Consider the following 12,101-nt stretch of genomic DNA (forward strand, 5'->3'; position numbering starts at 1 on the left):
ATGACCTCCCAACGCACCCGTGAGCGTTTGATCCAGCGACTCTATGAAGAGGGACTGTCCAACGCCCAGGTGTTGGAAGTCATCCGTCGTACCCCGCGCCATCTGTTTGTCGATGAGGCCCTGGCCCATCGCGCCTACGAAGACACCGCGTTGCCCATTGGCCATAACCAGACCATCTCCCAGCCTTATATGGTGGCGCGGATGAGTGAGCTGCTGTTGGCGGCGGGGCCCCTGGACAAGGTGCTGGAGATCGGCACCGGCTCCGGCTACCAGACCGCCGTGCTCTCGCAATTGGTGGAGCGGGTGTTCTCGGTCGAGCGGATCAAGGTATTGCAGGACCGGGCCAAGGAGCGCCTGGTGGAGTTGAACCTGCGCAATGTGGTGTTCCGTTGGGGCGACGGCTGGGAAGGTTGGCCGGCACTGGCACCCTACAACGGCATCATCGTGACGGCCGTGGCCACCGATGTACCCCAGGCGCTTCTCGACCAGTTGGCCCCGGGTGGGCGTCTGGTGATTCCAGTGGGCTCGGGGGAAGTGCAACAACTGATGTTGATCGTGCGCGAAGAAGAGGGTTTTTCACGGCATGTCCTGGGGGCGGTGCGTTTCGTTCCGTTACTCAATGGCCCGCTGGCCTGATCATTTATCACGGCGTACTGAATTCTATTGTCGGGTATGTGTCTTACAGCGGGGTTCGTTGAGTCAACATCAAGTTGGGTAGTTATTAAACGAGATGAATTTTTCGTTTCTACCTTGTTGCCGGTTAAAGTCCGGCAGCCAGTTATACTTGCGACATATTTCAAGCCTGATACAGGCGTTCATGTTTCAGCCACCACAAAGGGAGCGGCGGGTGAGTCTCACGGTCATTGCGCAGCGTATGAGTAAAACGAGCTTTCAGCGACTGGTGATTGGCCTTGTCTTGAGTTCCTTGTTGGCGGCCTGCTCCAGCACTGGTAGCGGGGCGCGGGTAGTCGACCGCAATAATGCGGCGCCACAACGGCCTACGGTAACCACCGGGCAATACGTGGTGCGCAAGGGCGATACGATGTTTTCCATCGCCTTCCGTTATGGCTGGGATTACAAGGCGCTGGCTGCACGTAACAACATTCCCGTGCCCTATACGATCCATCCGGGGCAAACTATCCGTTTCGATGGACGCACGGGGTCGGCGCCCACGGCAGTTGTGACAAAATCCGGTTCGTCGGCCTCTTCCTCCAGCAGGACGACGGTCTTCACCCGGCCTGCAGGCACCGCTGCGCCTAAGGTTGCGAGCAAGCCGGCACCCGCGCCGTTGCCGCCTGCGGGACCGGCGCCGACCGGTTGGGGATGGCCCTCAAATGGCATCCTTATTGGAAAATTCTCTTCAAACGGTAGTTTGAATAAAGGCATTGATATCGCCGGGGATTTGGGACAGCCTGTTTTAGCTGCGTCTGATGGGACTGTTGTATACGCCGGGAGTGGTTTACGGGGCTACGGCGAATTGGTCATCATCAAACACAGCGATACCTACGTCAGTGCCTACGGTCATAACCGCAGGTTGTTGGTTCGGGAGGGGCAGCAGGTCAAAGTCGGACAGACAATTGCCGAAATGGGGTCGACTGGTACAGACCGGGTGAAACTGCACTTTGAGATTCGCCGCCAAGGTAAACCTGTAGATCCACTGCAATTCCTACCCCGGCGTTGATGTGTTGTCAGCCTGTTCCCTCACGTAGAAGGAACAGGCTCCAGCGTTGCCAAGGATAAAGGCGTCGCTTGAGCTTGAGGTCGAACTCACCAAAGGACTATAACAATGGCTCTCAGTAAAGAAGCGCCGGAGTTTGACATCGACGATGAGGTTCTCCTTATGGAGACCGGCATCGGTACGGAATCGATGTCGAATGAGGGACCCGCTGTACCTTCAGTTCGTACCAAGTCCAAAAACTCCACAGCGTTAAAACAGCATAAGTATATTGATTACACCCGGGCGCTCGATGCGACCCAGTTGTACCTCAATGAAATCGGCTTTTCCCCCTTGCTCACTCCCGAAGAAGAAGTCCATTTTGCGCGATTGTCGCAAAAGGGCGATCCGGCTGGGCGCAAGCGCATGATTGAAAGCAACCTGCGCCTGGTGGTGAAAATCGCCCGACGCTACGTCAATCGTGGGCTGTCCCTGTTGGACCTGATCGAAGAGGGCAACCTCGGCTTGATCCGGGCGGTGGAGAAGTTCGACCCCGAGCGGGGTTTCCGCTTCTCGACCTACGCGACGTGGTGGATTCGCCAGACCATTGAGCGCGCAATCATGAATCAGACCCGGACCATCCGGTTGCCGATTCATGTCGTCAAGGAGCTTAACGTCTACCTGCGGGCAGCACGTGAGCTCACCCAGAAACTGGATCATGAACCTTCGCCTGAAGAGATCGCCAACCTGCTGGAAAAACCAGTGGGAGAGGTCAAGCGCATGCTGGGTCTTAATGAGCGTGTGTCTTCGGTCGATGTCTCGCTGGGCCCGGATTCGGATAAAACCCTGCTGGACACCCTGACGGATGACCGACCAACGGATCCGTGTGAGCTGTTGCAGGACGATGACTTATCACAGAGTATCGACCAATGGCTTTCAGAGCTGACGGACAAGCAGCGCGAGGTGGTGATTCGCCGCTTCGGCCTGCGTGGCCATGAAAGCAGCACCCTGGAAGACGTTGGCCTGGAGATCGGCTTGACCCGTGAGCGGGTACGGCAGATCCAGGTGGAGGGTCTCAAGCGCTTGCGGGAGATCCTGGAGAAGAATGGCTTGTCGAGTGAGTCGTTGTTTCAATAGCGGCTTGTAAGCTGGCGATAAGAACGCCCGGTGCATGGGAATGCACCGGGCGTTTTGCTATGCACTGATCGCGCCCACGCTCTACGTAGCGCCTCTTGTGACGTTCTGCGTCGCATGGGGGACGCGGAGCGTCCTGGGCTGCATTCCTACGCGGAGCGTAGGAACGATCAGGCATAAAAAAACCCCGCTTTTAAGGGCGGGGTTCTTTCGACTAAGTCAGTACAAGTTAGATAACTTGAACTTCTTCAGCTTGCATGCCTTTCTGACCGCGGGTAGCGATGAAAGAAACCTGTTGGCCTTCTTTCAGGCTTTTGAAGCCGTCGGATTGGATAGCTTTGAAGTGAACGAACAGGTCGTCACCGGATTGTGGAGTGATGAAGCCGAAGCCTTTTTCATCGTTGAACCACTTAACGGTACCAGTTTGGCGATTAGACATGGTGTATCTCCTTGGACAAAGTTAACTGCGACTCAGGAAAAGCCCTGGCCGAGACTGAGTGCAAAGAGCAGGAAAAATTCTTGGAGATGGTTGGATCGAAATTCAACATCGTGTAGAGATTCTCAGTGACACAAGCAGCACAGTGGCGCCACCTTAACCCTTTTTCTGGAACGTGCCAATGGTATTTCCGAAGGTTTCTCTATTTTCGTGACTGGCGGCGCGCTTTGCAGGCCCGCGCCCCGTCAATTCAGGGGCTGGCCCGATCTTTACGGCTGACAATGCCCCGGCGCAACTTAATCAAGAAAAACCCCCGCCTCCTTTGAACCGCGAGGCCAGCCCCGGTAAGATGCCCAACAGAATTTTTCCACCTCGCTATTCAGGACACCCGCCATGAGCATCAAATCGGACAAGTGGATTCGCCGCATGGCGCAAGAGCACGGCATGATCGAACCCTTCGTCGAGCGCCAGATGCGCGGAGAGGGCGCCGAGCGCCTGATTTCGTTCGGGGTTTCCAGCTACGGCTACGATGTGCGTTGCGCCGATGAGTTCAAGGTGTTCACCAACATCAACTCGGCCACCGTCGACCCGAAAAACTTCGATGAAAAGAGCTTTGTCGATGTGAAGAGCGATGTGTGCATCATCCCGCCAAACTCTTTCGCCCTGGCGCGTACCGTCGAGTTCTTCCGCATCCCGCGCAATGTCCTGACCATCTGCCTGGGCAAGAGCACCTACGCGCGCTGCGGCATCATCGTCAACGTGACCCCGCTGGAGCCGGAATGGGAAGGCCACGTGACCCTGGAGTTCTCCAACACCACCACCTTGCCGGCCAAGATCTACGCCAATGAAGGCGTGGCGCAGATGCTGTTTTTTGAATCCGATGAAGAGTGCGAAGTGTCCTATAAGGACCGGGGCGGCAAGTACCAGGGCCAGCGCGGCGTCACTCTGCCACGCACCTGATAGAAACGTCTTACAGCACAAGGGAATTTGTCAGCGGGCAGGCACTCTATTGGGTGTACTGCCTCGGCGCGTGCACAGCGCGCCGAGCCACGCTTGAGGAGTACCCTATGAAGCTCGACCCGCGAATCAGCGCCGAACTTGCCCGGTTGGAACCCAATCAGATTGGTGTTCTGGCCTGGTCCCTGATGGCCGACCCCGCCGCCGGCGGCATCCCGGGCCAGCCTGACCCCGATACCCCGGAACAACCCACCGAGCCTGGTGTGCCGACCCTGCCGGACGAGCCACCTCCCGCGCCAGTGGCCTGATAGACCTCCCACAACCGCCCTGTAGCCGCTGGGGCGCGGCTGCGGGTAGGCCGTAGAACCGGTTTTATTTTCCCGGGACCAGGGTCAATCGGGTCTTGCCATACACCTTGTCAAGGTTCTGCGGCTGCATCGGGAAGCTCAAATATTGTGCCTTGAGCCACGGATCGATGCCGTTCACATAGTTCGGGCTGGCCGGGTTGCCGGATTGGCCGATCCCGCCCTGGCCCATCATCGGTTCCACCTGGCCAAAATCCACAATCATGCGCAGGGCCTGGACCTGGGTGGTGGCGAAATCCTGCCCCCAGTTGTAGGGCGCAGCGTTCAACGTGGTGTGATCGCCGCCTGCTGCCAATGGGCCGCGCAGGGTCTGGCCGCGGGTGTTTTTCCAGGTGTAGCTATGCAACTTGCCCCATTGCCAGGCTTTGTGATCCGCACCCAACTGGCTGTCGCCGGCGGTGATCGCGGCGGCCAGGCTGCGGGCGAGAATCGCCGGTTTGTCTTCTTTGGCCGGGGTCCGCAGGTCGTCCCAGAAGGGGCTGTCTTCACGCCCTAGCAGATGGTCGGCCTGGGCCGCGTAGGACAGGTTGGCGTTGCTGACAAAGGCTTTCCAGGTGGCGCTGGTTTGCGGGCCCAGTTCGTCGAGGAAAATCTGCCTGGCGCTTTCCTGCAGGAACAATTGGTAGATCGCGGCGTCGGCCGACGTGGCGGCCAGGCGCCCGTCGAACGCCATCAGGCGGCCCAGGGCTTGCTGGGCCTTGGCCCGCTCGGCGGCGGGCAGGGCATCGATCGCCTGTTTCAATGGCTGGGCCATGCCCGGCGCCTGGAACATGCTCTTGAGTTTGGCGGCGAACAGCGTGGTCTGGTCGTACTGCATGGCGATCACGCTGCGGCTGTCGTGCTTGCCGTTGCCGGCCAGTTGCGCCAGGCGTTCGCTGCGCTCCGGCGCGGCCCAGGAGTTGGACAGTTGCATGCCATAGCCATGGGGCACGCTGCGCTGGTTGGCCGTGCCGACCCAACCCTGTGGCGGGTCCTGGTCATAGGGGTGCAGCATCGCGTCGGCGTAGCCATCCCAGTCAAAGCGCCCGTCCCAGCCCGGTGAGGGCAGCAGGCCTTCGCCTTCGCGGCGGTTGGGGAAGCGCCCGGTGACCTGCCAGCCGATATTGCTGGCATCGGCAAATACCATGTTCAGGGCGATGGCCCGAATCTCGCGGCTGGCGTCCGAGGCTTTTTCCACGTTCTGCGCCCGGGACAGGTCGAAGAACGCATCCAGGCTCTTGTCATCCTTGAAGTCGGCGGTTTGCAGGGCCAGGCCGTAGCCGCTGCTCAGCGACTGGGCGCTGTTGAGCAGCGGCCCGTGGCGGGTTTCGTACACCGCCTCGCGAATCGGCCGCTGGCCTTTGGCGAAGAAGGTTTCGTTACGCACGATGGCCGGTAGCCATTTGCCGTTGTGCTCGTAGTACAGCGCGCCGCCCTGGCGCTTGACCTTCTCCAGGAACAGGTCCTGGGTATCGCCGGACACCTGGCTCATGCTCCAGGCCACCTTGCCGTTGAAGCCCGAGAGCAATGTAGGAATCCCGGCAAGCGACACCCCGGCCGCCTGGTATTTTGGCGCGCGGATTTGTACGAAATTCCACAGGGACGGCGCCTGCATCGGTGTTGACAGGTCGTTCGCCAGCAGGCTGCGGCCACTGCGGCTGCGTTGCGGGGCGATGGCCCAGTTGCTGGAGGTGGAAACCCCAAGGGTGTTGAGGCTGGCCAGGTGCTCGTTGATGTTGTTGAGCGTGGCAAGGCCAGGAATTTGCCCGAGGTTGATGCCCTTGAGCTTGTCGGACTCGGCCACCGGCAGTGGTTCGTCCGGGTAGCTTGGGGTCAGCCAGGCGAGTTTGTCGGCGCCGACTTTTTGCGCCAGGACCAGGGCGGACAACTCTTCCTGCAGGTTGGCCGACTCGCTGAAATTGAGCAGGCAGAACAGCAGCGCCGAATCCTCCGGCTTCCAGTATTCGGGCTTGTAGCCGGTCTGGGCCAGGTCTGCCGGCAGTTTGTCACGGTAGCGGAACAGGTAGGCGTTGACCCCGCGCGCATACACTTCAAAGAAGCGCTTGAGGCGCGGCGACGAGGCGTTGTACAGCTCGCTGGCGCTTTTTTTCAGGTTGACGGCGCGCATGAAGCGGTCCACATCCAGCACGTCCGGCCCGGACATTTCCGCCAGGCGGCCCTGGGCCAGCAGGCGCAGGGTGACCATCTGGTTGATCCGGTCGCTGGCGTGCACATAGCCGAGGGTGAACAGCGCGTCGTGGAAGGTATTGCTTTCAATCAGCGGCATGCCCTGGCTGTTGCGCCGCACGGAAACATTCTGCGCCAGGCCCTTGAGCGGCTGCACGCCGGAAACGGGAGGCAGGGTGTCCTGGCTGTTCAGTGACTGGCAACCGGCCAGGCCCAAGGCACTGGCCATTGCCGCGGCAACGCCGAACCGGGGAAGAAAATGTGAGAGGGCTGGCGAGGCCATGGCAAAGCTCCTGCGGGGGTAACGTCAGTAAAGGCGCTACGTTAGTGAGCGCGGCGAACCGACGCAAGCGGGAGGCGATGCTAATTTTCAGGATTTGATTGAGCAAATGTGGGCGCTGTCGGGCTTTAGCGAGGCGACGATAGGATCACCGCGCGGTATCTGGCAGACCGCAGCGCCTGCATCGCCGCCTCACCGGGGCTCGACAGCTCCCACAGGGGGGCGTGTATCAGGATTTTGGCGGGTTGACCTTCTGCACCAGGTCATAGGCCCGCACCGTCGCCGGACGTTCCTTGATCAGGTTGAACCAGCGATGCAGATGGGGGAAGTCTTCCAGGCGCTGGCTTTGCCACTTGTGGGAAACGATCCACGGGTAGATCGCCATATCGGCAATGCTGTAGGCCTCGCCGGCCACGAAGCTGCGGTCCGCCAGGCGCCGGTCCAGCACGCCATAGAGGCGCGCGGTTTCATCGACGTAGCGTTTGATGGCGTAGGGGATTTTTTCCGGGGCGAACTGGCTGAAATGGTGATTCTGCCCGGCCATCGGGCCCAGGCCGCCCATTTGCCAGAACAGCCATTGCAGCACTTCCTGGCGACCGCGCAGGTCCTTGGGCAGGAACTGGCCGGTTTTTTCCGCGAGGTACAGCAGGATAGCGCCGGACTCAAACAGGGAAATGGGCGCGCCACCATCGCTCGGCTGCTGATCGACAATGGCGGGAATACGGTTGTTGGGCGCGATTTTCAGGAAGTTTGGCTTGAACTGGTCGCCCTGACCGATGTTGATCGGATGCACCTCGTAGGGCAGGCCGGCTTCTTCCAGGAACAACGAAATCTTGTGACCGTTGGGGGTGGTCCAGTAATACAGGTCGATCATGAAGCTCTCCAGGATTGGTGATGCTTGAACGGGCAGGACGCTCGCTGATGTGCCTGTAGGTATAGGTAATGCTCGACCAGGGAAAATTCAATGAAACATTTGCATCTATCGATATAACTGCAGGAGCCGGGTTACCGACTCCTGCAGGATGTGTATCAGGCGCCGTGGCACTTCTTGAACTTTTTGGCGCTGCCGCATGGGCATGGATCGTTGCGGCCAACGTCCTTCAGGGCGTTGCGCACCGGTTCCTGGTGGGCATGGCCGCAGTTCGGGCCGTGCACATGGCCTTGGTCGTGATCGTGGTGATCGTGATCGTGGTTGCAGTCAGGACCATGGACATGGGGTTGCTGGGTCATTGGTGTCGCTCCGGAATAAAATCGCCGGGGATTATCTCGCCATTGCGTATCACGTGCACGTCGTTACCGATGAATAATCCGGTTTTCAGCTCACCTTCCAGGCGATAGGGGATGGGACGGTCCGGGTTTTTCAGCAGGTCGGCGATTTCCCGCACCTGTGGCCACAGGTTGGTGCGCACCGTGACCTTGAAAAATCCCCGGCCATGGGGCGGTATGGTCAGCCACTCGTCGGACTCGCCTTCGGTCAGCTCCACGTCAGCCAGGCTGATCTTGTAGATCAGGCCGCGCACGGTGAGGTCCGAGTCGCCACGGTTATCCACGCGAAAATGCAGCTTGAACTTCTGCTCCAGCAGCTTGGCGCGTACCAACTCGACCTTGACCAGGTGGGTTTGCGGTGGCGGCGTCTCATCGGCGAACCACGAGGCACAGCCCGAGAGGCCAACGGTCACTGCGAGCAGGCAGCTATAGGCGAATAACCGGCTAACCATGGCGTGATCCTGTAGGAGCGAGCTTGCTCGCGAAAGGCGTTAACGATAACGCACACAGCCTGGATAAACGCGGTGTCCTTACAGTGCTTTGTCGGAACGCCGCCCTCAGACAAGCCCGGGCCTACAAAGAACCGGTTTTTTACAAATAGCCGGAACAGCACTTCTTGAACTTCTGCCCACTGCCACACAGGCAGGCATCATTGCGCCCGCTCTTCACCTCCACCGTAGGATCAATAAAGTACCAGCGCCCATCGTTCTGTACGAAGGATGACTGTTCCCGGTGGCTGTGTTCGCCGGTGCTGTCATGCCAGCGCGCGGTAAAGGTGACGAAGGCATGTTCCGGCTGCCCGCCAAACACCTCGGAACTTTCCACTTCCAGGCCCAGCCAGGTGCTTTGCGCGCTCCAGGCCCCGATGGCATTCCGGTCCAGGCCGCTTTGCTGCGCCGGTAGCGTGGTCGCCACCAGATAGTCCACCAGCCCCAGTACATAGGCGCTGTAGCGTGAACGCATCAGCGCGGTGGCGCAGGGCGCAGGGTGGCCAGTGTGGTAATGGCCGCAGCAGGCATCCAGCAGGTTGCCGCTGCCGCAGGGGCAAATGGATGTACTCATGGTTACCACCAATACTTTCCGAAGTTTTCCGGGTTGGCCCAGAACCGGGCGTTCAGCCAGTCCGGTACCTGTTTGTATTCAAGCAGATCGTAGGTAAACAGCGTCAGTACCTGATTGTCGCGGCAAAACTGTTCGCTGGTCTGCAGGGCCAGGGAGAAAAAGTCGGTGTCCTTCCAGCCGCAGGCAGCCAGGTCGGCGAGTACTGCGATGCGGCTGGCGTTGAGGTTGCGCACCCCGCCCAGCAGCTCCAACCCTGCACGTTTTGACAGGTGCTCCAGGCAATCGACCACCAGGGCCAGGTCAAAGCGCTGGGCGGCCAGTTCGCCAGGCAATGGCCCTGGCCCTGCGACGCAGACGACGGTCTCAGGGTGCGCCTGCTGGAACGCCTCCAGCGCCGGGAAGTGGCTGGAGCCCAGGACCAGCAGGCGTTTGGGGGCTTGGCGATCAAGCAGGGCCGCGAGTGCTTGCTGTGGCGTACGGGAAGAATTGCCGGCGGTCATCGAAGATCCTCATATCAGAACCATGAAGACTAGCCTGCTTGAGCGTGCGGGCCTAGAGCCGGCGCTGGCCTGTTGCTCGGTAAAAGCCGCCTTGGCCAATGAATACGGGGGTTTGGCGGGCTGGCGCAGATGAAAAGAGCGGTCTTTACTCCACCTATCGGCTTGCGGCCGATCCCTCAGGAGAAAGCAAATGAGCATCATGCGGACAGCTCTACCCTTGGTTCTGCTAACCGGAGTATTGACAGGTTGCGCAGGCTTGCAAAAAACCGACTGGCCCACCTGTGCGGCCCTTGGCGGTGTTACCGGTGCGGCACTGGGCGCGACCGAAAGCTCGTCATGGGCCGGCGGTGGCGCATTGTTGATTGGCAGCATGGCCGGCGCCTATTGCTGGGTCCATGGCGACGGTGACGAGGACGGCGATGGCGTACCCGACAGCCGTGACCAGTGCCCGGGCACCCCCAAAGGCGTACAGGTCGATGCCAATGGCTGCCCACCGGTGCCTGAGGCGGTTGTCGTGGAAGAAGTAGTGGTGGTCCGGGAAGAGACCATTGTGATTCGTGATGTACGCTTCGAGTTTGACTCGGCCCGGCTGACGGCGGCGGATAAAACCAAGCTCGACACGGTCGCCACGCGCCTGAAACAGGAGGCTCCGGGTGCCCGGTTGCGGGTCAGTGGGCATACCGACAGCGTCGGTAAAGATGCCTACAACCAGAGGCTCTCGGAAAAACGCGCCCATTCGGTGACCGATTACCTGGTCCGCTCCGGCGTGCCCCGCAGCAACTTTGTCTCGGTGACGGGCGCCGGCGAGACCCACCCGGTGGCCGATAACAAAACCGCCGACGGTCGGGCCCAGAACCGCCGTGTGGAAATCCAGATCAACCGTTAAGGGGTTGGCGGTCTCAAGGAGCAAGTGCAACACCTCATGTAAGGTGTTGCCATGTCTACCCAATACAACCACCTGAGTACCGAGGAGCGCGTCACCATTATGGTGATGCTCTTTCAACGACAGACGCTGCGAGCTATTGCCGCTTTGCTAGGCCGTCACCCCAGCACCATTAGTCGTGAGATCAAACGCAACCCCCAGCAGCCTCACTATGACGCCATCCAAGCTACCAGCAGGGCTCAACAGCTTCGACATGCGCCTCGCCGTCAGCGGCGTTTGTCTCCAGACTCAGAGCTATTTCAAGTGGTCGTCGAAATGCTCCGCATCGGCTGGTCACCGCAACAAATTGCCCGCAGACTACGCAGTATCTGGCCAGGCCAATCCGAGCGACATGTGAGCCACGAAACTATCTACCTCGCCATCTATGCCTATCCGCGCGGCGAGCTGAAACGCCAGTTGATCAGTTATCTACGTCAGGCTGACGGCAAACGTCCTAAGCGAACCCAAAGCAATGTGCGTCGAGAACGTTACCCTGCGCATCTGAGTATTCACCTACGCCCCCCTGAGGTTGCAGATCGTCTGGTCCCTGGGCATTGGGAGAGTGATCTGATCATGGGCGCCAATAATCGCTCAGCGGTTGCCACCATGGTCGAGCGTACGAGCCGTTATGTGATTCTCGCCAAGCTCGAAGCCCCCACCGCAGAGGCGGCGGCGGAAGCGATCGTGAGGGAAATGTCGCGGATGGCGCCATCGCTCCTAAAAACCATGACGCATGATCAAGGCAGCGAAATGGCCCGTCATGCCGAAATTACTGCGCGCACGGGGATGAAGATTTATTTCGCCGATCCACACTCGCCTTGGCAGCGTGGTAGCAATGAAAATACGAACGGTTTGTTGCGTCAGTACCTCCCCAAAGGCACAGATCTCTCTCTGGTGACGCAGGCACGGCTGGACGAAATCGCTGATCTGCTCAATACCCGACCCCGCCAGACACTGGGCTGGAAATTTCCGGTTGAGGTGCTAGTAGATCATCTTCAGCTTTCCGCGACCAACAAGCTTGAAACGATAAACTGACCGGTAAGGGCAAGCCCTCCAAGTTATCTGGTGGATGCGTCTAATGGGTGTTTCTATTGGGTCATTCCAAGCCGTCACATTGGCGATGGAGGGGGGGGTGTGTATAGCCATTGTTTAAGCGATGAGGGGGGGGTGTGTATAGCCGCTGCTGCAGCCACCGAAGGGCTTGATCACGGCTAAGCACTTGGTAGTGGAAATTGTGCTTAGTCAGGTAAGCTCGGTTCGGTCAGACGCCCATTGATAACGATGTTTTGGAAGCGGGATTGTTTCGCTTAGCAAGCTCAGAAAATTAACTGACTGTTGCACTTGCTCCTTGAGACAACT

At 59.4% G+C, this 12,101-nt stretch carries 14 protein-coding genes; 7 read left to right on the forward strand and 7 right to left on the reverse strand.

From position 1 onward, the window contains the following. The 3 genes from BLL38_RS08710 (at window position 1) to rpoS (ending at window position 2,791) form a co-directional block, all read left to right on the forward strand. The gene (locus tag BLL38_RS08710) at window positions 1-636 is read left to right on the forward strand and encodes a protein-L-isoaspartate(D-aspartate) O-methyltransferase (RefSeq protein WP_169865481.1); all 636 of its coding nucleotides are present in this window, start codon (window positions 1-3) and stop codon (window positions 634-636) included. Window positions 637-847: 211 nt separating this feature from the next. Then, entirely contained in the window at window positions 848-1,681 is an 834-nt protein-coding gene (locus BLL38_RS08715) for a peptidoglycan DD-metalloendopeptidase family protein (RefSeq protein ID WP_076962200.1), read from the forward strand. Between the two features lie 105 nt (window positions 1,682-1,786). Then, window positions 1,787-2,791, forward strand: coding sequence for an RNA polymerase sigma factor RpoS (rpoS, locus tag BLL38_RS08720; protein ID WP_038446486.1), 1,005 nt, complete (start codon window positions 1,787-1,789; stop codon window positions 2,789-2,791). 226 nt (window positions 2,792-3,017) lie between these two features. Here the strand turns inward: rpoS and BLL38_RS08725 are convergent, their stop codons facing one another. Further along, window positions 3,018-3,227 carry a cold-shock protein gene (locus BLL38_RS08725; protein WP_002554837.1) on the reverse strand — a complete coding sequence of 70 codons (210 nt, stop codon included), beginning with the start codon at window positions 3,225-3,227 and terminating at the stop codon, window positions 3,018-3,020. A gap of 390 nt (window positions 3,228-3,617) precedes the next feature. Here BLL38_RS08725 and dcd point away from each other — a divergent pair, with 390 nt between their 5' ends. Next, complete coding sequence (gene dcd, locus BLL38_RS08730) at window positions 3,618-4,184, forward strand: dCTP deaminase (protein WP_003219273.1); 567 nt, start codon at window positions 3,618-3,620, stop codon at window positions 4,182-4,184. Window positions 4,185-4,291: 107 nt separating this feature from the next. After that, window positions 4,292-4,489 (forward strand): hypothetical protein, encoded by a 198-nt coding sequence (locus BLL38_RS08735; protein WP_076962188.1) that lies wholly within the window; start codon window positions 4,292-4,294, stop codon window positions 4,487-4,489. Between the two features lie 64 nt (window positions 4,490-4,553). On the opposite strand, the gene BLL38_RS08740 is transcribed toward BLL38_RS08735, so the two are convergent. From BLL38_RS08740 to BLL38_RS08765, 6 genes are all read right to left on the reverse strand, one after another. Beyond that, complete coding sequence (locus tag BLL38_RS08740) at window positions 4,554-6,995, reverse strand: penicillin acylase family protein (RefSeq protein WP_076962189.1); 2,442 nt, start codon at window positions 6,993-6,995, stop codon at window positions 4,554-4,556. A gap of 226 nt (window positions 6,996-7,221) precedes the next feature. Continuing rightward, a complete protein-coding gene (locus tag BLL38_RS08745) occupies window positions 7,222-7,866 on the reverse strand; it encodes a glutathione S-transferase N-terminal domain-containing protein (protein ID WP_076962190.1) in 645 nt (214 codons plus the stop codon). Between the two features lie 155 nt (window positions 7,867-8,021). Beyond that, window positions 8,022-8,222, reverse strand: coding sequence for an SEC-C metal-binding domain-containing protein (locus BLL38_RS08750; RefSeq protein WP_076962191.1), 201 nt, complete (start codon window positions 8,220-8,222; stop codon window positions 8,022-8,024). Next, window positions 8,219-8,710, reverse strand: a complete 492-nt coding sequence (locus tag BLL38_RS08755; protein ID WP_076962192.1) for an LEA/WHy family protein — start codon at window positions 8,708-8,710, stop codon at window positions 8,219-8,221. The genes BLL38_RS08750 and BLL38_RS08755 overlap by 4 nt, the downstream gene beginning before the upstream one ends. 139 nt (window positions 8,711-8,849) lie before the next feature. Beyond that, window positions 8,850-9,320, reverse strand: a complete 471-nt coding sequence (locus tag BLL38_RS08760) for a YchJ family protein (protein ID WP_076962193.1) — start codon at window positions 9,318-9,320, stop codon at window positions 8,850-8,852. Between the two features lie 2 nt (window positions 9,321-9,322). Next, the gene (locus BLL38_RS08765) at window positions 9,323-9,820 is read right to left on the reverse strand and encodes a DUF6231 family protein (protein WP_076962194.1); all 498 of its coding nucleotides are present in this window, start codon (window positions 9,818-9,820) and stop codon (window positions 9,323-9,325) included. A gap of 190 nt (window positions 9,821-10,010) precedes the next feature. Between BLL38_RS08765 and BLL38_RS08770 the strand changes: the two genes are divergently transcribed. Together BLL38_RS08770 and BLL38_RS08775 are read left to right on the forward strand one after the other, a co-directional pair. Beyond that, window positions 10,011-10,706 (forward strand): PA1041 family peptidoglycan-binding anchor lipoprotein, encoded by a 696-nt coding sequence (locus tag BLL38_RS08770; RefSeq protein WP_076962195.1) that lies wholly within the window; start codon window positions 10,011-10,013, stop codon window positions 10,704-10,706. Window positions 10,707-10,757: 51 nt separating this feature from the next. Next, window positions 10,758-11,777, forward strand: coding sequence for an IS30 family transposase (locus BLL38_RS08775; RefSeq protein WP_048377755.1), 1,020 nt, complete (start codon window positions 10,758-10,760; stop codon window positions 11,775-11,777). Window positions 11,778-12,101: the final 324 nt, after the last annotated feature.

It is taken from the genome of Pseudomonas gessardii (assembly GCF_001983165.1).
Taxonomy (GTDB): domain Bacteria; phylum Pseudomonadota; class Gammaproteobacteria; order Pseudomonadales; family Pseudomonadaceae; genus Aquipseudomonas; species Aquipseudomonas gessardii.

What these genes read in the sequence shown, in the direction of transcription:
- BLL38_RS08710 (WP_169865481.1), top strand. Translation starts at nt 1, where the DNA reads ATGACCTCCCAACGCACCCGTGAGCGTTTGATCCAGCGACTCTATGAA.
- rpoS (WP_038446486.1), top strand. Translation starts at nt 1,787, where the DNA reads ATGGCTCTCAGTAAAGAAGCGCCGGAGTTTGACATCGACGATGAGGTT.
- BLL38_RS08725 (WP_002554837.1), bottom strand. Translation starts at nt 3,227, where the DNA reads ATGTCTAATCGCCAAACTGGTACCGTTAAGTGGTTCAACGATGAAAAA.
- dcd (WP_003219273.1), top strand. Translation starts at nt 3,618, where the DNA reads ATGAGCATCAAATCGGACAAGTGGATTCGCCGCATGGCGCAAGAGCAC.
- BLL38_RS08735 (WP_076962188.1), top strand. Translation starts at nt 4,292, where the DNA reads ATGAAGCTCGACCCGCGAATCAGCGCCGAACTTGCCCGGTTGGAACCC.
- BLL38_RS08740 (WP_076962189.1), bottom strand. Translation starts at nt 6,995, where the DNA reads ATGGCCTCGCCAGCCCTCTCACATTTTCTTCCCCGGTTCGGCGTTGCC.
- BLL38_RS08745 (WP_076962190.1), bottom strand. Translation starts at nt 7,866, where the DNA reads ATGATCGACCTGTATTACTGGACCACCCCCAACGGTCACAAGATTTCG.
- BLL38_RS08750 (WP_076962191.1), bottom strand. Translation starts at nt 8,222, where the DNA reads ATGACCCAGCAACCCCATGTCCATGGTCCTGACTGCAACCACGATCAC.
- BLL38_RS08755 (WP_076962192.1), bottom strand. Translation starts at nt 8,710, where the DNA reads ATGGTTAGCCGGTTATTCGCCTATAGCTGCCTGCTCGCAGTGACCGTT.
- BLL38_RS08760 (WP_076962193.1), bottom strand. Translation starts at nt 9,320, where the DNA reads ATGAGTACATCCATTTGCCCCTGCGGCAGCGGCAACCTGCTGGATGCC.
- BLL38_RS08765 (WP_076962194.1), bottom strand. Translation starts at nt 9,820, where the DNA reads ATGACCGCCGGCAATTCTTCCCGTACGCCACAGCAAGCACTCGCGGCC.
- BLL38_RS08770 (WP_076962195.1), top strand. Translation starts at nt 10,011, where the DNA reads ATGAGCATCATGCGGACAGCTCTACCCTTGGTTCTGCTAACCGGAGTA.
- BLL38_RS08775 (WP_048377755.1), top strand. Translation starts at nt 10,758, where the DNA reads ATGTCTACCCAATACAACCACCTGAGTACCGAGGAGCGCGTCACCATT.